This window comes from Microbacterium sp. NPDC055357 (genome assembly GCF_053644835.1).
On the sequence record NZ_JBSHLZ010000017.1, the window covers coordinates 1 to 17567 of the forward strand.

Here is a 17567-nt window from a genome sequence, read left to right on the forward strand (position 1 = left end):
AGGAGGTCGCGATTCCCGAACTCACTGCGGCATAATCACAACAGCTGATCCCGCACGGTGTCGAGATTCTCCACCACTCAGCGGGACGTCACCCGCTCCTCTCACGTGGAGCAGCGCAGTTTGAGGCAAACGAACAGAGAAGCTGAGCAGACACGCACGCTGAGCAGACACGCACGCTGATGCAGACACAGGAGCGCGCAACGGCGACCTTCACCGCCTCGGGCAGATGCCGTGCGGACCTGTGGATGGATCCGAACTCTCCACAGATCTGGCCACCGGCCACCGGGGAGCGCGTGGTCAGCCCCATCCTGGTTCCGTGTCTTCATCTCCGTTGCCCGAGGCTCTCGGCTACCCGTTCGCCGTCTCGTCCGCGCTCGCCCTGGGAGTCGGCGCCGGGCGCTTGCGCGGGCGCGATCTCGACACCCCGTTCTTCGGTGTCCGCAGCGGGACTCCTCCGCCGAATGAGAGGGGTGAGGCGAGCGTGCGCCGACGCGCCAACGCGTTCGCAGTCCGCATGCGCTCGACGGAGTTCTTCTGCCTCGTTTCGGCGTGTGCGCTGTGGGGCGCGCCGCTTCCGAACTGGATCTTTTCGGAACGGGATGCCGAGGGCTCGCACACCGATCGCCCGCTTGATCTCGGCGTGCTCCTGCCCGCACGAGCACCACGGGGGAGCGGCGTGCGTGGCCGATCGGTCAAGCCGGGCTTGGCGCATATCGTGACGGAACCGGCCACGGGGCTGCGCGCGACGAGTCCGGCTGCGACCTGGGCGATGATGGGCGCGCTGCTCAGCGTGGAGGACCTCGTCGTGCTCGGTGACTACTTCGTGCGCGAGCCGATGCGGCGGGAGGATCCGCCGGCGCTGACGACCGTCGACCAGCTGGCGGCGATGATGACGGCGGGCCGTCGGCGGGGGATTGCGGCGCTTCGCGAGTCGCTGCCTCTCATCCGCATCCGGTCGCGTTCCCGCCAAGAGACGCGCACTCGGCTCACCCTTGTCGACGGCGGTCTGCCCGAACCCGAACTGAACTGGCCGGTCGTCGTCGACGGGCGGATCGTCGCGCTCATCGATCTGGCCTATCCCAAGCTTCTCCTCGGGTTCGAGTACGAAGGCGAGCACCATCTGACAGACCCCGAGCAGTGGGCCACCGATATCACCCGGGTCGAGATGCTCGCCGATCTGGGCTGGCGGATCATCCGCGTGGTCAAGAGCGACCTCAAGTCCGAGCGTGCGCCCTTTCTCGCGCGTGCGCGCGGCGCGTACCGCGCCCGCGCGAGCACTTCCGGACGCGGCGGGCCTGCGGCATCCTGTTGAGTTGCCTGACTCTGCTCGTCGCGCGCTTGCGGGGGACAGAGTGGGGCAAGTGAACGTCGGGGGCGTGCGTTCAGTTGCCTGAACCTGCTCGTCGTGCGGTGCGGGGCAGCAGAGTGGGGCAAGTGAGCGTCGTGGCGTGGGTCGAACTGCGTGGGTGCGCCCTTTCTCGCGCGTGCGCGCGGCGCGTACCGCGCCCGCGCGAGCACTTCCGGACGCGGCGGTCCTGCGGCATCCCCTTGAGTTGCCTGACTCTGCTCGTCGCGCGCTTGCGGGGGGCAGAGTGGGGCAAGTGAACGTCGGGGGCGCGCGTTCAGTTGCCTGAACCTGCTCATCGTGCGGTGCGGGGCAGCAGAGCGAGACAAGTGAACGTCGGGGCGTGGGTCGAACTGCGTGGGTGCGGATGATCTGCGTCGGTGTGTGTTGGATTGCCTGAACCTGCTCATCGCGCGGTGCGGGGCAGCAGAGTGGGGCAAGTGAACGCACGGGGGCGAGCCCGGGGATGCAAGGCAGCCGAACACCCGCGACGCCGTCAGTCGGCGCGGACCAGCAGGTCGCCGACCTCGCAGTCGAGCACGCGGCAGATCGCCGAGAGCGTCGAGTAGCGGATCGCGCGGGCCCGGTCGTTCTTGAGGATCGACAGGTTCACGACCGACACCCCGACGAGTTCGGAGAGCCGGGTGAGGGTCATGCCGCGCTCGGCGAGGAGCTCGTCGAGCCGACAGCGGATGCCGGTGGGGCCCTCGTCTTCGGCGGGGGTCATGCCGGCACCACCGCATCGCGTCGCACCACGCCCCGCATCAGACGAGCCCTGCCGTGTCGCGCTCGAGGCGCTGCATGTACCGGAAGACGTACGCGAGGATGATCAGCCCGAGCCCGACGAGGGGGATCGCAACGCCCCACGACGACATCGTCCACCCCGGCACGAGCACGTCGGGCACACCCGCATCCAGTTCGAACGCCGCCTGCATCGACCCGAAGCCCGTCGCCGCCGTCGCGAGCAGCGGGCCGAGCACGAGGGCGAACGCTCCCGCGAGGGTGACCCGGTAGAGCCCCGACGAGAACGGTCGACCCGAGGATGCCGCGAACATGAGCCATGCCAGCGCGCCGCCCACCGCGAGCGCGGTCAGCCCGAGCAGGGCGCTCCCGACGGCGAAGCAGGCCCGCGCGGCGGCGCTGAGCTGGTCGGTCGTCACGTCGACCGATGAGAACGTCGCGGCCGTGACGGGACCGGTAACGGCGGTCGAGGCGTCGGCGAGAAGGCTGAGGGTGAGCTCATGCGCCCAGATGAAGCTGCCGGCCGCGACGAAGGACTGCGCCGCGAGGGCGACGGTGAGAGCGACGACGAACCCGCCGACCACCTTCATGGTGATCCGGTCGACGCGGCTGGAGGTGACCGCCATCAGACGAGTCCTTCCGCATCGCGCTGCATGTGGTCGCCGCGCCGGAAGACGATGACGAGCACGCCGGCGGCCAGCACTGCGATCAACGTGGGCGCACCCTCGACGAAGAGCGCGAACTGCTGGTCGAACGTGGAACCGAGCGCGGCGAACACCCCGTTGAGTCCCATCATCCGGAACCACGTCCCACCGAGGCTGCCGAAGAGAAGCACCATCGAGATCGCGAACAGCAGTCGGGTGTTGGTCCGGCTGAAGACGATGGCCCGCAGCAGGTTGCGGCACAGCAGGCAGGCCAGCACGATGGCGGCCAGCAGCGACGCCGAGAACAGCACGATGCCGGTCACGAGGACCGTGGCCGTGACCGGCGAGACACCTTCGGTGACGACCTGCGCCGTGGACACGACAGCGGGGATGCCGTCGGCGAGCGTGACGTCGCTCGCGACGACGGGGGTGTCGGCGATGATCGCACCGGGCCGGCTGAACATGACGGTGATCGACTCCGAAGTGGCACGGACGACGAACACGGCGGCGAGGGCGGCGACGATGATCGCGGCCCACAGGTCGGACCGGTCGCGACGCGCCTGCAGATCGGGCTTCGTGGACATGACCTCTCCATATCGATAATCGTTGGTATCGAAAAACGATATGAAAGCGGATGCCGCGTGTCAAGGCCCGCCCGCGGCCGCGGTCCGCGCGCGCTATGCCTACGGCGAACACGGGCATGCGGCATCCGTGCCCTCGTTACCCTCGTGTGTAGGCGCCAGAGGAGCGTCTGTCCGGAGGAGACGATGTTCGAGAGATTCACGGACCGCGCCCGTCGCGTGGTGGTGCTCGCCCAAGAAGAGGCGAAGATGCTCAACCACAACTACATCGGCACCGAGCACATTCTGCTCGGGCTGATCCACGAGGGTGAGGGCGTCGCCGCGAAGGCCCTCGAGAGCCTCGGCATCTCGCTCGACGCCGTGCGTGAGCAGGTGCAGGACATCATCGGCCAGGGGCAGCAGCAGCCGACCGGCCACATCCCCTTCACGCCGCGTGCCAAGAAGGTGCTCGAGCTGTCGCTGCGCGAAGCGCTGCAGCTCGGCCACAACTACATCGGCACCGAGCACATCCTGCTCGGTCTCATCCGCGAGGGCGAGGGCGTCGCCGCACAGGTGCTCGTCAAGCTCGGCGCCGACCTCAACAAGGTGCGCCAGCAGGTCATCCAGCTGCTCAGCGGCTACCAGGGCAAGGAGCCCGCGGGAGTCGCGACCGGCGCCGGCGAGCAGGCTCAGGGTTCGACGCAGGGCGGCTCGGCCGTCCTCGACCAGTTCGGCCGCAACCTCACGCAGGCCGCCCGCGACAACAAGCTCGACCCCGTCATCGGGCGCGAGAAGGAGATCGAGCGGGTCATGCAGATCCTCTCGCGCCGCTCCAAGAACAACCCCGTCCTGATCGGCGAGCCCGGCGTCGGCAAGACCGCCGTCGTCGAGGGCCTCGCGCAGGCGATCGTCAAGAACGACGTGCCCGAGACGCTCAAGGACAAGCAGGTCTACTCGCTCGACCTCGGCTCGCTCATCGCCGGGTCCCGCTACCGCGGTGACTTCGAAGAGCGCCTCAAGAAGGTGACGAAGGAGATCCGCACGCGCGGTGACATCATCGTCTTCATCGACGAGATCCACACCCTCGTCGGAGCCGGAGCCGCAGAAGGCGCCATCGACGCGGCATCCATCCTGAAGCCGCTCCTCGCCCGCGGTGAGCTGCAGACGATCGGCGCCACGACGCTCGACGAGTACCGCAAGCACTTCGAGAAGGATGCTGCGCTCGAGCGCCGCTTCCAGCCGATCCAGGTCGCCGAGCCCAGCCTCCCGCACGCGATCAACATCCTGAAGGGTCTGCGCGACCGGTACGAGGCGCACCACAAGGTGCAGATCACCGACGGCGCGATCGTCGCGGCGGCGAACCTCGCCGACCGCTACGTGTCCGACCGGTTCCTGCCCGACAAGGCGATCGACCTGATCGACGAGGCCGGAGCCCGCCTGCGGCTGTCGATCCTGTCGAGCCCGCCCGAGCTGCGCGAGTTCGACGACAAGATCGCCGACGTGCGCCAGCAGAAGGAGCAGGCGTCCGAGGACCAGGACTTCGAGAAGGCCGCATCGCTGCGCGACGAGGAGAAGTCCCTCCTCGCCGAGCGTCTGCGCCTCGAGAAGCAGTGGAAGTCGGGTGACGTCGCGACCCACGCCGTCGTCGATGAGGGCCTCATCGCCGAAGTGCTGGCTCAGGCCACCGGCATCCCGGTCTTCAAGCTCACGGAGGAAGAGACCAGCCGTCTGGTCTTCATGGAGAAGGCGCTGCACCAGCGCGTCATCGGCCAGGAAGAGGCGATCGCGGCGCTCTCGCGCACGATCCGCCGCCAGCGCGCGGGGCTCAAAGACCCCAAGCGTCCGTCGGGATCGTTCATCTTCGCCGGCCCCACGGGCGTCGGAAAGACCGAGCTCGCCAAGGCGCTCGCCGAGTTCCTGTTCGACGACGAGGCCGCGCTCATCTCGCTCGACATGTCGGAGTTCGGTGAGAAGCACACCGTCTCGCGTCTGTTCGGTGCCCCTCCCGGGTTCGTCGGCTTCGAAGAGGGCGGTCAGCTCACCGAGAAGGTGCGCCGCAAGCCGTTCTCGGTCGTGCTCTTCGACGAGATCGAGAAGGCCCACCCCGACATCTTCAACTCGCTCCTGCAGATCCTCGAAGAGGGGCGTCTGACCGACGGTCAGGGACGCGTGGTCGACTTCAAGAACACCGTCATCATCATGACGACCAACCTCGGCGCGCGCGACATCGCGGGCGGCCCGGTGGGCTTCCAGGTCGAGGGTGACACGGCGACGTCGTACGACCGGATGAAGGGCAAGGTGCAGGAGGAGCTCAAGCGTCACTTCAAGCCCGAGTTCCTCAACCGCGTCGACGACATCATCGTCTTCCCGCAGCTGTCCAAGGTCGAGCTCGTGCAGATCGTCGACCTGTTCACCAAGCGCCTGTCCGAGCGCCTCCTCGACCGCGACATGACGATCGAGCTGTCGCAGTCGGCCAAGGAGAAGCTCATCGAGATCGGCTTCGACCCGGCACTGGGCGCACGCCCGCTGCGCCGGGCGATGCAGCAGGAGATCGAGGACCGCCTGTCCGAGAAGATCCTGCACGGCGAGCTCAACTCCGGCGATCACGTCAAGGTCGACACCGAGAACGGCGTCTTCCAGTTCGAGCACGGCCCGCGCGGCGAGAAGGTCGCCGTGGGCATCACCTCGGGCGGCGAGATCTCGGCGACGCCCGACCTCGCGATCGGGTCCTGACCTCCTGACGACAGAGCGGATGCCGCGTGCTCGAGCACGCGGCATCCGCTCTTCGTCGTCGGTGCCGACGCCGAAGGCCGGCCGTCTCGAGGAGACGACCGGCCCCGGGTGGGTCGGACTTGGTCAGTCGACCGGGAAGAGCGAGACGTGCACGGCGCCCTGGTAGGTGCCCTGCTGCGCTCCGATGGGCGCCTCGAGCGTCACGTCGGCACCGAGGCGCGTCGTGCCCCAGCGCGCGTGGTCGTCGGCTCCGGCCAGCAGCTGCGCGCCGACGAGGCCTTCGCCGCCGGACAGCTTGCCGCTGACGGGCTGACCGGCGCGGGCGGTCGCGGCGTCGAGGACACGGGGGAACCAGCCGAGGTGCGACGACTCGATCGTGCCGCGGTGTCCGACGAGGTCGTCGAAGTTCACCGTGACGCTCCAGCCGGCAGCGTCGGTGCGCGTGTCCGTCACGCTCACGACGGGCAGCTCCGCGGCGAACGACCAGCGGTCGCCGTTGTTGACCGCCTCGCCGAGGGCGATCGTGTCGCTCTCGTCCGCGACGCTGAGGCTCAGCGCGCCTTCACCGAGGCTCGGGATCTCGGCCTCGACGACCATGTCGCCGCCGACCGGCTCGCCGCTGTCGCCGAGGCCCGTCGCGACGCGGCGCTGGATGCCCTCGGTGACGCTCTTCGAGCCGTCGGCGTGGCGGACGATCGTGAACGCGTCACCGGTGTCGCCGACCTGCAGGTCGGTGTTCGGGTTGGCGCCGCGACCGGTCTGGGCGACCACGGCCTCGTACTCGAGCGTCGTGGGGGTCACGCGGATGCCCTGCGTGAGCGAGATGTGCTGGTACTTCGTCACCTGCGTCGCGCCGTTGTTGAGCCACACGTTCGTCTCGTCGGTCGCGAGGTTGTAGTGCTTCGGGCCCGAGTTCGACACGGCGAAGACGGGACCGTCGGTGGCGCCTTCGACGGCGTCCTCGTTCAGGTAGCCGCGACCGTAGGTGTGGTCGTGGCCCGAGAGCACGAGGTCGACGTTGTGCTTCTGGAAGATGGGCAGCCATGCAGCCCGCTGGAGCGGCTGGTTGCGGCCTTGCGAGACCGAGAAGGTCGGGTGGTGGAACGAGACGACGTCCCAGTTCGCCGTCGACTCCTCGAGCACGCGGTCGAGCCACTGCGACTGGACGCCCAGGTAGACCTGCTGCCAGGCGGCGCTCTCGAGGTTCGGCAGGTCGACACCGAGCGACGCCTCGACGGCCGACTGGCCGACGAGCTGCGAGTTCAGCTGGATGAAGCGCACGCCCTGGTAGTCGGTGTAGTACGCCTTGTCCTTGAGGTGGTCCACCGCGAGCTGCTGGTAGGCCTGCGTGCTCGCATCGGCCGCCGGGTCGACCGTCGGGCCGTTGTGGGCCGTGGTGAAGCTGGCGTCCCAGTACGACGCCGCGGCGTCACGCGAGTACTCGTGGTTGCCGGGCGCGACGACCCAGTTCTCGCTCTGGCGTTCGCCGTCGGTGATCTCGAACCACTCGTCCCACTCGTTCTCGACCGAGTAGTTGATCAGGTCGCCCGACTGCAGCGTGAGCGCCGAGTTGGGGAACGCGTTCGAGGTGAAATCGACGATGGGGGTCCAGTACTGCGTCAGGTCGTTCTGACCGTCGGCGTACCACGTGAAGGTGTACGGATCGGCGGCGGCGGACGCCGTCGTGAAGGTGTTCCACTCGTCGGCGATCCCGCCCGTGATGACGCGGTACGCGTAGCTCGCGCCCGGCTCGAGGCCCGTGAGCTCGGCCGTGAACGTGACGGCCGTCTTCGCGGCGTCGGCCGCGGCGGTCTTGACCTGGTTGTCAGCGCCGATGTACAGCACCTTCTTGGTGGCGGCGGTCACGGTCGTGACGTTGCCGGCGGCGTCGCGGACCTCGACCTTGGCGGGAGTGTCGGTGGCGACATCCACCGAACGCCACGTCACCAGCTGCGACGTCGCGGGGTCGGCGGTCGGGTTGAGGATGACACGCTCCGGCGCGCCGATGACGGTGTCATCGGCGGCGACGGCGGCTGCGGCTCCGAAGGGGCTCGCGACGACGGCGGCGGTGAGGATGCCGGCGCACAGAGCGAGCGATTTCTTGCGGGTTCTGATGCTCATCGTGTTCTTTCGTAGAGGGCGGACCTTACGCACACGATGCTTGCGAGCGCGTGTGACCGGGCGCGGTCGCGACCGCGACCCCGCGTCGACGCCGAGATGAACGGGGGGTGACTCAGGTGCCGGGCCGGGGCGCGGCATCCGTCGACGGGGGTGCCGGGCGACGAGCCCGGACCCGACCGATGATGACCGCGACGACGAGTCCCTCGGCGACGAGGATCGCCAGGTGCACCCAGGGCACCGCGATCACGGTCGCCGACGCGATGCCCGTGGGCAGGACGGTCTCCACCAGGTCGTCGCCGACGACGGTGGGCGTCACGACCGTGTCGGCGGAGAGCGCGAACAGCGGCCACGCGTCGACCGTCGTGACGCCGGCGCGCAGGCCGTCGGGAAGGAGCTCGCGGAACTGCTCGAGACGCTCGCCCTCGACCTGGGAGACCAGACCCCCGAGGCCCGACACCGAGAGCGTCGGCTCGCCGCCCAGACGCACGTTGCCGGTGTTCGCGACCTCCCACGTGATGCGCAGCCGCCCGGGGGCGAGCGGATTCCAGCTCGGCTCGTAGTCGAGGGCCGTGACGCGCGGGGTCAGGGCGGGGGCGAGTTCGCCCGCGACACGCAGGTGCAGGCGCACCCCCGTGCGCGCGACGAAGGTGACGCCGTCCGCCGTCGCGAGGTCCCGCGCGGGGGTGGCGACGATGCCGGCGGGGTGGTCGCCGGGCAGAGCATCGGCGGGCACCGTGATCGACACGGGGACGACGGTGTCCGAACGCGGCGGCACGGTCACCTCGGCGGGCACGTCGATCCAGAGCCCGGCCCGCGTCGAGGTCGCGCCGTCGGCGAGCACGTCGAAGTCGCCCTCGGGGGTGATCGTGCCGTCGGCCCCCGCGAGGGCGAACGTGAGCGGCGCGTCCGAGAGGTTCGACAGCTCGACGTGCTCGGTGGCGACCGCGCCCGGGTCGAGGGTCGCGCGGATCGAGACCCGGCCGTCGGCGCCGGCGGCCGAGGCGGGGGCGATGCCCCAGGCGAGGGCCGCGTCGCTCGACGCGGGTGCGGCGCTGACGGCGGCCGCTGATCCGGCCAGAAGGCCCACCGCGACCACCGCCGCCAGCCGTACCGCTGGATTCTTCGTGCCCTGTCGCCCGCGCATCGTGCCTCCTGATCGTGTCGCGCGACGGTACGGCGCCGGGGTGAACAACCGGCGACGTGCGGGTAGCCGTTTTCGGGCGCGGACGATGCGCAGGGCGCACGGCGGTGTCGAGCGGCGTGTCGCGTCGCCGAGGCGGCATCCGTCACATTTCCTGCACGCCGCACGGGTATCGCAGCGGTGCGCCCTAGGCTTGAGGGCATGGCCGAGTACATCGTGCGCGCCGCGCGCGCCGCCGACGTGCGCGGCATCCAGGACATGCTCGAGCCCTACGTGCAGCGCCGGATCCTGCTCGGCAAAGATCTCGTCGTGCTGTACGAGGCGCTGCAGCAGTTCGTCGTCGCAGAGGATGCGTCCGGCCAGCTGATCGGATGCGGCGCCCTCCATGTCATCTGGGAGGACCTCGGCGAGGTGCGCACCCTGATCGTGGCCGACGAATGGCTGCATCACGGCGTCGGACGCCGCATCGTGGAACGGCTCGAAGAGAATGCTCGTGAACTGGGTCTCACCCGGCTGTTCTGCCTCACCTTCGAGGTGGAGTTCTTCACCCGGCGCGGCTTCGCGCAGATCGGCGAGCAGGTCGTCGCGCCGGACGTGTATTCGCAGCTCGTGCGCAGCCCTGACGAGGGCGTCGCGGAATTCCTCGACCTCGCGCACGTCAAGCCGAACACGCTCGGCAACACGCGCATGCTGAAGCATCTCTGAGAAGGGCGCGCCGCGGCGAGCACGTCGCGGTGTCGTGCCTACCCTGGATCCATGAGCGGCACTCCTCCGCGCCGGCGACACTCCCCGGCGGTCTACCGACGACGTCGGCTCGTGCTGGTGCTCGCACTCCTCGTCGTCGCCGCGGTCGTGTGGCTGCTCATCGCCCAGCCGTGGCGCAGCAACGCCACGGTGCCCGCGCAGTCGTCGGCGACTCAGCACGCACCGGATGCCGCAACCGAACTGCCCATCCCGAACGCCTCGTCGCAGGAGGCGACCGGCGAGTCGACGCCGTCGGCGACCGAGTCGGCCGGAACGACAACCCCCGCCGGCGCGGCGGCGTGCCTCACGGACGACATCACGGTCGAGGCGCTGGCCGACCAGGACTCGTACGGGTCAGGTCAGGACCCCGAGCTGTCGATCCGGCTCACGAACACCGGCGAGGTGGACTGCGTGCTCAACGTCGGCACGAGCACCCAGGTGTTCACCGTCAGCAGCGGCAGCGACGTGTGGTGGCGATCGACGGACTGCCAGTCCGAGCCGAGCGACATGGTTGTGCTCCTCGCGGCCGGTCAGAGCGTGACCAGCGCCGCCCCCATCGTGTGGGATCGGACGCGCTCCGCCGTCGGAACATGTGACGACGCGCAGCGCGAGGTCGCGCCCGGCGGCGGCGCGTCGTACCATCTCGCCGTCGAGATCGGCGGGATCTCCTCTTCGCAGTCCAAGCAGCTTCTTCTATACTGAGCACGTGTCGCGTTGACGCGCCGCCCACCCCCCCGCCTCATCTGTGTCTGTCCCCCGAAATGGGGACAGACGCTTGTTGCGCGCTCCGGTATCCTTGACTCAGCTCCCGTATTGGCTGCGGCACGTTGTCCCCAGCAATGTCTCGTCCCCCAGCGAGTTGTCGTGACGGCCAGTCTCGGAGAGCATCGTGGCCCTCTCTGGGTCGGCCCCGGCCAGGGCCGACCAGAGGGGGCCAGACTTTTCCGCACCGGCGGCGTGCGTAGGCTTGGAGCCATGGCATCCGGTAAGAAGCGCGGCAAGAAGAACGAGCCGCCCGAGTTCCGCAACACGCAGCTCGCTGACGCGCTGCAGACGCAGGACATGGCAGCCGTCGCTCTCGCCCTGCGGCATGGGCCCACCGTCGTCCCCCTCCTGAAGCCGGGCAACCGCGACAACCCGCTCGACGTAGGCGAGGTGTGGACGTACCGCGATCCGAACACCGGCGATGTCGCGTTGCTGCTGTTCAGCGACGCGCTTCACAAGCCCGCGTCGCTGCCGTCGGCTGTCGCGCTGCAGTCACCCGGCGCGCTGCGAGCGTTTCTGGGCACGCACGTGAACACGATCACGACGGTGTTCTTCGACATCGCGGGACCGCACCCCATGCAGGCGTCGCCGGACGATCTCATCGCCGCGCTGGACGCCTAGAACCTGGGTTCGTCGTCTCCGGGCACGCCCCGGATGCGCCGGCGCACATCACCGAGCGCGCCGCGGAGCGTGCCGGAGCGATTGTCGATGACGTCGGTATAGCCGAGGCGGGCCGCTTCGGACCGGCGCTGCGCCGCCTGGGTCACGGGCCGCACTTCGCCCGCGAGGCTCAGCTCGCCGACGGCGGCGAGCGTTCGAGGGGTGGCTTCGTTGCGCAGGGCGCCCGCGACGGCCACGGCGATCGCGAGATCGGCCGCGGGCTCGGTGAAGCGGACGCCTCCGACGGTCGAGACATAGACGTCTTTGTTGCTCGTGACGAGCTCGATCTTCTTCTCGAGCACCGCGAGCACCATCGCGACCCGGGCGCCGTCGACGCCGTTGACGACGCGGCGCGGATTCGGGCCGCTCGCCTTGATCGTCAACGCCTGAACCTCGACGGGAAGCGCTCGCCGCCCCTCGAGTGCGATCGCGACGCACGTGCCCGGCTCGGGCGTGCCATGCCCCAGGAAGAGGGCGCTGGGATCGGGGACCTCGGTGATGCCGGCGCCGGTCATGTCGAAGCATCCGACCTCGTCTGTCGGCCCGAACCGGTTCTTCAACGCGCGCACGAAGCGCAGCGACGTCTGCCGGTCGCCCTCGAAGTGGCACACGACGTCGACGAGATGCTCGAGAACGCGGGGACCCGCGATCGTGCCGTCTTTCGTGACGTGGCCCACGATGATGGTCGGGATGCTGCGATCCTTTGCGACGCGGATGAGCGTGGCGGCCACCTCTCGCACCTGTGACGGCTGACCCGCGATGCCGTCGGACAGGGCCGACGAGACCGTCTGCACGGAGTCGACGATGAGCAGGGATGGCTGGACGGCGTCGATGTGCCCGAGGATCGTCGCGAGATCCGTCTCGCTCGCGAGGTACAGCTCGTCGTGCAATGCGCCGGTGCGTTCAGCGCGCAGGCGCACCTGCGCCGTCGATTCCTCGGCGCTCGCGTAGAGCACGCGATGACCCGCGCGGGCGGACTGGGCGGCGACGTCGAGCAGCAGCGTTGACTTGCCGACACCGGGCTCGCCCGAGAGCAGGATGGCCGCGCCGGGCACGATGCCGCCGCCGAGCACGCGGTCGAACTCGCCCACACCGGTCGTGCGGCGCGGGGCGTCGTTCGTGTCGATGTGCGTGATCGGGCGGGCCGTGCGCTCGGCGCCGGGGGAGACCGGCACCATGGCGCGCAGGATGCCTGTCGGCTCGGACGACTCGACGACCGTGCCCCACTGCTGGCACTCGCCGCAGCGGCCGGCCCACTTCGCGGTCGTCCACCCGCACTCCGTGCACCGGTACGGCGCGGTCTGCGCGGGTCGTCGTGTCGCCATGCGACCAGGCTATGTCGGGGGTGCGACATCGGCATGGCGGCGCGTCGCAGCCCTCTTCTAATGTGGGCGGATGCGAGTGGATCGTGCTTCCCGTTTCGTCGCCGCGTCGCCCGATGCGGTCTACCGCGCCTTCGTCGATCCGGCGCTGTTGGTCGCGTGGCTGCCGCCGGCCGGGATGACGGGCCACCTCGAGCGCTTCGACGCGATGTCGGGATATCGGATGCGGCTGGCGTATGGCGAGCCTCCGACGGGCGGGGGCAAGGCATCCGCCGATGAAGACGTCACCGAGGTGAGGCGCGTCGAGGTCGTGCCCGGAGAGAGGGTCGTCGAAGCGGTGGACTTTCCGTCCGACGATGAGGCCTATTCGGGCACGATGACCATGAGGTGGACGCTCGAGCCGGTGCCCGGCGGAACCCGCGTCGTGGTCGAAGCCGTCGATGTGCCCCGGGGCGTATCCGAGGAAGATCACGCCGCCGGTCTCGCGTCGTCGCTCGAGAATCTCGGGCGGCTCGTCGTGGCGGCGGGGAAGGACGGTTCACGCACAGCGGAGGGCGGTGCCGCGGCGGGCGGCTAGGAGCGCAGCGAGTCCGCGACCTCGCGCAGCGCTTTGGCCGAACGGTGGAAGAGCTCGAGCTCGTGCTCGTCGAATCGCGTCTCGCGGATCGGCACGGCACCGCGGGCGCTGACGATGGACGGCACCGACAGCGCGACGTCGGATACGCCGTGGAAATCGTGGAGCACGGGCGATACCGGCATGACCGCGCGCTCGTCGTTGAGGATCGCTTCGACGATCCGCGCGCTCGTCAGCCCGATCGCGTAGTTCGTCGCGCCCTTTCCCTGGATGACCTTGTAGGCGGCGTCACGCACATCGATCGCGATCTGGTCGAGCTCGTCCTTGGTCATGCGCGGGTGGCCCTCGGACTCCCAATCCAGGATCGGCACGGTGCCGATCGTGGCGCGTGACCACAGCGGGAACTCGGTGTCTCCGTGCTCGCCGACGATCGACGCGTGCACGCTCGAGGTCGAGACCCCGGCGCGCTCTGCGAGCTTCCAACGCAGCCGCGATGTGTCGAGCACCGTGCCTGATGCGAAGATCCGCTCGGGTGGCAGCCCGGTCGCCTCTTGCGCGAGCACCGTGAGCACATCGCAGGGGTTCGTCACGAGCACATAGACGGCCTTCGGGGCCACGCTGAGCAGGTCGGGCATCATCGACGCGATGATCCCCGCGTTCACGCCCGCGAGCTCGATGCGTGTCTGGCCGGGCCGCTGCTTCGCGCCGGCCGTGATGACGACGACGTGCGATCCCTCGACGACCGACAGATCGCTGCCGCCCGTGATGTCGCTCGTGCCCGTGAACTGGGTGCCGTGCGCGAGGTCGAGCACTTCGGCTTCGACCTTCTCAGTGGCGATGTCGTACAGGGCGACATGCCGCGCGGATCCCCGGATCAATGCGGCGTAGGCGGCGCTCGAGCCGACGCTTCCGGCCCCGACGATGGTGACTTTCGAATTCTCGATGACTGCCATGCGGCCAGTGTGGCAGGCGGTGGATGCCGCGGGCCAGGGCCTGACGCGTCGGGGAGCGCGAGGTTGGCACAGAACCCGCGCTGCATGCTCAGGCGCTCTCGGGCCGCGATGGATTGCGGATGCCGGCGAACGAGACGACACCGCCGGCGATCATGAGCGCCGCGGTGACGACGGCGGCGCGATGGAACCCGCCCAGATCGAGAGCACCGCCCAGGATCGTGGCGAGGAGGGCGATCGTGAGCAGTCCTGCCACGCGGGAGACGGCGTTGTTGACCGCCGACGCGATGCCCGAGCGCTCGGTGTCGATCGCGCCCAGGATCGCCGAGGTCAGCGGGGCGACCGTGATCGACAGGCCGAGGCCCATGACGAGCATGCTCGGCAGGACCTGCCACCAGTACGAGAAGTCTTCGGCGACGGTGAGAAGAAGGAGCGAACCCGCGCCCATGAGCAACGGGCCGACCGTCATGAACAGGCGCGGCCCCCACCGCCCGGCGAGGTCGCCGACGCGGGAGCTGAGCAGGATCATGAGCACCGTGATGGGCAGGCTGGCCAGCCCCGCCAGGGTCGCGGACAGTCCGGCGCCCTGCTGCAGGTAGACCGCGACGACGAAGCCGTTGAGTGCGAGTGCCCCATAGATGAACAGCGTTGCGAGGTTGCCGGTCCAGAAATTGCGCACGCGGAAGAGATCGAGCGGCAGGATCGGAGCGGTCGCGGTGCGCTGACGGATGAGGAACCCCGCGAACAGGACGGCGCCGATCACGAAGGGAGCCCAGACAGCGGGGGAGTTCCACCCGAACCGGGGCTCTTCGATGAGCGCGAACACCATCGCACCGAGCCCCAGCGTGCAGAGCACGGCGCCCAGCCAGTCGATCGCGGCATCCGTTCGTCGTGTGTCGCGCACGTCGGCGCGCACCATGAGCCACAACGTCACGCCGATCGGCACGACGTTGATGAGGAACGCCAGGCGCCACGAGAGCAGGTCGACGAAGACGCCGCCGATGACCGGTCCGAGCACCATCGCGCCGGTGGTGAGCGCCGTCCAGGTGCCGATCGCGCGAGCCTGCGCTGCCCCGTGGAACGTCGAGGTGATGAGCGCGAGGGAGCTGGGCACGAGAAACGCGCCGGCGGCGCCCTGCACAGCGCGCGAGACGATGAGGAACTCGGCCGTCGGAGCCGCGGCGATCGCCAGCGATGCGAGCCCGAACCCGATCAGGCCGATCCGCAGCACGAGCATGCGGCCGAACGCATCGCTCACCGACCCTGCGACGAGGATCAGTGCGCCGAGCGTGATCAGGTAGGAGTCGACGACCCACTGCTGCGTCGTGAGCCCGCCTCCGAGTTCATCTTCGATCGCCGGGAGCGCGACGTTCACGACCGTGCCATCGAGGAAGGCGACGAAGGATGCCAGGACGGCGATGGCGAGCACGAGTCGCTCGTTCACGCCCGGGGTGGTCGCCATGAACACACGGTACGCCGGGGGCCGGACAACCGGTGAAGTTCGATTCGCGGCATCCGTCGGCGTGCCGTAAACTCTTCCGCGGTGACGTGTCCGAGCGGCCGAAGGTGCAACACTCGAAATGTTGTGTAGGTTCACCCCTACCGTGGGTTCAAATCCCACCGTCACCGCCATTGTCGAAGCCCCGCGATCCCTTGTAAACACTGGGATCGCGGGGCTTTCACTTTGCCCCAAAGGTGGTCCGTGCCCACATCCTGCCCACATCCGAAAGAGAATCAGGCGATGTGATGACTCAGGACATCGGTGACACTGTTGGGCTCCTAGGTGGTGACACTTCTCGTCTATCTGTGACGGATGAGCCGTGTTGTGGCCTGGCGGTGGCGGAAGGGACGAGGAGATCGGGAGGCGGGCTATTGCTCGGCCTTCATGGCGTCCTGGATGCGGCGGTCGAGGTCGTCGAGTTCGGCGAGCACTTCGGATGCCGCCCAGACGCGGTCCTTCTTGCGACCGGTGATTTCTTCGAGGAAGCCGGCTTCAACGAGCCGGTCGATGACGCGGTACGCCTGGCTGATGGTGGTGCCTGCGGTGGCGGCGTCGATTTCATGCACGGACATGACCGGGTGGTCATAGAACGCGTCGATGAGGATCCCGGCTGCCGAGCCGGCGCGGGGCTTCAGGTCCGCACGCCACTCGCCGGGCATGGCCGTGAGGCGTGCGATGGTCTCGCGGGAGGCGGTGGCAGCGACGCGGGCTGACAAGGCGAACAGGAGGATGAGCGGGGCCGGGTCGCCGAGGCGGTACGAGCCGAGCGCGGCGAAGTAGTCGTCGCGGCGGGCAAGGAGCCCACTGGCGAGGGGGACGACCGCATTCTTGGTGGCACCGCGACGTCGGAGCGCGGCAGAGACGAGCGCACGGCCGATGCGACCGTTGCCATCTGTGAAAGCGTGGATGGACTCGAACTGGGCGTGACCGATAGCGGCCTGGACGAGTGCGGGCACGTCGTCGCGGTTGAGGTAGGCGACGAGGTCGTCCATCAGTGCGTGCACGCGCTCGGGTGCGGGCGGGACGTGCAGGGCGCCGCGCGGCGAGTGGTCGCTGCCACCGATCCAGTTCTGCATGTCGCGGAAGCGCCCGGCGTAGTCGGCTTCCTCGGGGTCGTCGGCCATGAGTGCGCGATGCGCGCTGGTGAGAAACTCGAGCTCGAAGCGGCGAGCATCTCCGACCGTGGTGATCAGCTCGTGGAGGGAGTGGGAGGCGGCGACCATGCTGGTGGCCGACGAGTTGCCCTTGTTTCCAGCGATCGCTTTCGCGTAGTCGCGGGCGGTCGCGTTGATGCGCTCGATCTTGGAGGAAGCGGCCGACTCGGATCGGACCATGAAGCGACTGAGCGCGGCCGAGTGTCCCTCGGCATCGGTGTCGGCCTGAGCGACAGCGAGCAGAGCTTTCTCGGAGGCGATCATCTCCTCGAGCTGCGGGACGTAGTCGAGCTCGGCGATGAAGGGTGGGATGGTGGCGTCGACGGCGCGCGTCATCCGGTCCTCGCGAGTGCCACCGCGCACCTGCTGGCGCCACGGCAGCGTCTCGACGCCGTGCGTCGGCCACCGGGTGGTCGACTTGCTCATATCTGCGATTTTAGCGTCCCTAACTCGCATCCGTCATCAATGGATGCGAATTAACCGAGACGGAATCGTGGGCGCGGGGTGTGGTCAAGGTCTAGGGCGTGTCTGATAATTGTCGGGTCCAGGCGATGACGGCTTGGATGAGGACCGCGGCGCGGTAGACGATGGCGTGCTTGTCGTATCGGGTCG

Annotated in this window: 15 protein-coding genes, 1 tRNA gene and 1 pseudogene; 7 read left to right on the top strand and 10 right to left on the bottom strand. The window is 68.9% G+C overall.

Annotated features, from left to right (window positions below):
• Positions 1–316: 316 nt before the first annotated feature.
• Entirely contained in the window at positions 317–1312 is a 996-nt protein-coding gene (locus ACWICD_RS14210; protein ID WP_454140536.1) for an endonuclease domain-containing protein, read from the top strand.
• A 529-nt stretch (positions 1313–1841) separates the two neighbouring features.
• On the opposite strand, the gene ACWICD_RS14215 is transcribed toward ACWICD_RS14210, so the two are convergent.
• From ACWICD_RS14215 to ACWICD_RS14225, 3 genes are read right to left on the bottom strand one after another with little or no spacing between them, the layout of a single operon-like run.
• Positions 1842–2072: a helix-turn-helix domain-containing protein gene (locus tag ACWICD_RS14215; protein ID WP_376131221.1), complete on the bottom strand. Its 231-nt coding sequence runs from the start codon at positions 2070–2072 to the stop codon at positions 1842–1844.
• 37 nt (positions 2073–2109) lie between these two features.
• On the bottom strand, positions 2110–2712 hold the full coding sequence (locus tag ACWICD_RS14220; protein ID WP_376131218.1) for a hypothetical protein: 603 nt from the start codon (positions 2710–2712) through the stop codon (positions 2110–2112).
• Positions 2712–3314, bottom strand: coding sequence for a hypothetical protein (locus ACWICD_RS14225; protein WP_454140537.1), 603 nt, complete (start codon positions 3312–3314; stop codon positions 2712–2714). Before ACWICD_RS14225 ends, ACWICD_RS14220 begins: the two co-directional genes overlap by 1 nt.
• A gap of 183 nt (positions 3315–3497) precedes the next feature.
• Here ACWICD_RS14225 and ACWICD_RS14230 point away from each other — a divergent pair, with 183 nt between their 5' ends.
• A complete protein-coding gene (locus tag ACWICD_RS14230) occupies positions 3498–6023 on the top strand; it encodes an ATP-dependent Clp protease ATP-binding subunit (RefSeq protein ID WP_376131212.1) in 2526 nt (841 codons plus the stop codon).
• Positions 6024–6146: 123 nt separating this feature from the next.
• On the opposite strand, the gene ACWICD_RS14235 is transcribed toward ACWICD_RS14230, so the two are convergent.
• Together ACWICD_RS14235 and ACWICD_RS14240 are read right to left on the bottom strand one after the other, a co-directional pair.
• Positions 6147–8144: a metallophosphoesterase gene (locus ACWICD_RS14235; RefSeq protein WP_454140538.1), complete on the bottom strand. Its 1998-nt coding sequence runs from the start codon at positions 8142–8144 to the stop codon at positions 6147–6149.
• A gap of 112 nt (positions 8145–8256) precedes the next feature.
• Positions 8257–9288 (bottom strand): COG1470 family protein, encoded by a 1032-nt coding sequence (locus ACWICD_RS14240; RefSeq protein ID WP_454140539.1) that lies wholly within the window; start codon positions 9286–9288, stop codon positions 8257–8259.
• A 198-nt stretch (positions 9289–9486) separates the two neighbouring features.
• Here ACWICD_RS14240 and ACWICD_RS14245 point away from each other — a divergent pair, with 198 nt between their 5' ends.
• From ACWICD_RS14245 to ACWICD_RS14255, 3 genes are all read left to right on the top strand, one after another.
• A complete protein-coding gene (locus ACWICD_RS14245) occupies positions 9487–9990 on the top strand; it encodes an amino-acid N-acetyltransferase (RefSeq protein ID WP_376129671.1) in 504 nt (167 codons plus the stop codon).
• Positions 9991–10041: 51 nt separating this feature from the next.
• The gene (locus ACWICD_RS14250; RefSeq protein WP_454140540.1) at positions 10042–10731 is read left to right on the top strand and encodes a hypothetical protein; all 690 of its coding nucleotides are present in this window, start codon (positions 10042–10044) and stop codon (positions 10729–10731) included.
• Between the two features lie 273 nt (positions 10732–11004).
• Positions 11005–11415: a dehydrogenase gene (locus ACWICD_RS14255; protein WP_376129665.1), complete on the top strand. Its 411-nt coding sequence runs from the start codon at positions 11005–11007 to the stop codon at positions 11413–11415.
• Here ACWICD_RS14255 and radA read toward each other — a convergent pair.
• Positions 11412–12779, bottom strand: a complete 1368-nt coding sequence (radA, locus tag ACWICD_RS14260; RefSeq protein WP_454140541.1) for a DNA repair protein RadA — start codon at positions 12777–12779, stop codon at positions 11412–11414. The two genes, ACWICD_RS14255 and radA, sit on opposite strands and share 4 nt — an antisense overlap.
• Before the next feature lie 70 nt (positions 12780–12849).
• Here radA and ACWICD_RS14265 point away from each other — a divergent pair, with 70 nt between their 5' ends.
• The gene (locus ACWICD_RS14265; RefSeq protein WP_376129659.1) at positions 12850–13353 is read left to right on the top strand and encodes an SRPBCC domain-containing protein; all 504 of its coding nucleotides are present in this window, start codon (positions 12850–12852) and stop codon (positions 13351–13353) included.
• On the opposite strand, the gene ACWICD_RS14270 is transcribed toward ACWICD_RS14265, so the two are convergent.
• Both ACWICD_RS14270 and ACWICD_RS14275 read right to left on the bottom strand, forming a co-directional pair.
• A complete protein-coding gene (locus tag ACWICD_RS14270; RefSeq protein WP_376129656.1) occupies positions 13350–14303 on the bottom strand; it encodes an L-lactate dehydrogenase in 954 nt (317 codons plus the stop codon). The two genes, ACWICD_RS14265 and ACWICD_RS14270, sit on opposite strands and share 4 nt — an antisense overlap.
• An 88-nt stretch (positions 14304–14391) precedes the next feature.
• Positions 14392–15762, bottom strand: a complete 1371-nt coding sequence (locus tag ACWICD_RS14275) for an MFS transporter (protein WP_376129653.1) — start codon at positions 15760–15762, stop codon at positions 14392–14394.
• A gap of 80 nt (positions 15763–15842) precedes the next feature.
• Here ACWICD_RS14275 and ACWICD_RS14280 point away from each other — a divergent pair.
• Positions 15843–15932 (top strand) — tRNA-Ser (locus ACWICD_RS14280).
• Positions 15933–16169: 237 nt separating this feature from the next.
• Here the strand turns inward: ACWICD_RS14280 and ACWICD_RS14285 are convergent.
• The gene (locus tag ACWICD_RS14285) at positions 16170–17381 is read right to left on the bottom strand and encodes a Fic family protein (protein WP_376129651.1); all 1212 of its coding nucleotides are present in this window, start codon (positions 17379–17381) and stop codon (positions 16170–16172) included.
• Positions 17382–17472: 91 nt separating this feature from the next.
• A pseudogene (locus ACWICD_RS14290) lies at positions 17473–17567 on the bottom strand (IS5/IS1182 family transposase); the annotation flags it as partial.

Excerpts from the sequence above, each read along its gene's own strand:
- ACWICD_RS14215 (WP_376131221.1), bottom strand. The coding sequence starts at position 2,072 with ATGACCCCCGCCGAAGACGAGGGCCCCACCGGCATCCGCTGTCGGCTC.
- ACWICD_RS14220 (WP_376131218.1), bottom strand. The coding sequence starts at position 2,712 with ATGGCGGTCACCTCCAGCCGCGTCGACCGGATCACCATGAAGGTGGTC.
- ACWICD_RS14225 (WP_454140537.1), bottom strand. The coding sequence starts at position 3,314 with ATGTCCACGAAGCCCGATCTGCAGGCGCGTCGCGACCGGTCCGACCTG.
- ACWICD_RS14230 (WP_376131212.1), top strand. The coding sequence starts at position 3,498 with ATGTTCGAGAGATTCACGGACCGCGCCCGTCGCGTGGTGGTGCTCGCC.
- ACWICD_RS14235 (WP_454140538.1), bottom strand. The coding sequence starts at position 8,144 with ATGAGCATCAGAACCCGCAAGAAATCGCTCGCTCTGTGCGCCGGCATC.
- ACWICD_RS14240 (WP_454140539.1), bottom strand. The coding sequence starts at position 9,288 with ATGCGCGGGCGACAGGGCACGAAGAATCCAGCGGTACGGCTGGCGGCG.
- ACWICD_RS14245 (WP_376129671.1), top strand. The coding sequence starts at position 9,487 with ATGGCCGAGTACATCGTGCGCGCCGCGCGCGCCGCCGACGTGCGCGGC.
- ACWICD_RS14250 (WP_454140540.1), top strand. The coding sequence starts at position 10,042 with ATGAGCGGCACTCCTCCGCGCCGGCGACACTCCCCGGCGGTCTACCGA.
- ACWICD_RS14255 (WP_376129665.1), top strand. The coding sequence starts at position 11,005 with ATGGCATCCGGTAAGAAGCGCGGCAAGAAGAACGAGCCGCCCGAGTTC.
- radA (WP_454140541.1), bottom strand. The coding sequence starts at position 12,779 with ATGGCGACACGACGACCCGCGCAGACCGCGCCGTACCGGTGCACGGAG.
- ACWICD_RS14265 (WP_376129659.1), top strand. The coding sequence starts at position 12,850 with ATGCGAGTGGATCGTGCTTCCCGTTTCGTCGCCGCGTCGCCCGATGCG.
- ACWICD_RS14270 (WP_376129656.1), bottom strand. The coding sequence starts at position 14,303 with ATGGCAGTCATCGAGAATTCGAAAGTCACCATCGTCGGGGCCGGAAGC.
- ACWICD_RS14275 (WP_376129653.1), bottom strand. The coding sequence starts at position 15,762 with ATGGCGACCACCCCGGGCGTGAACGAGCGACTCGTGCTCGCCATCGCC.
- ACWICD_RS14285 (WP_376129651.1), bottom strand. The coding sequence starts at position 17,381 with ATGAGCAAGTCGACCACCCGGTGGCCGACGCACGGCGTCGAGACGCTG.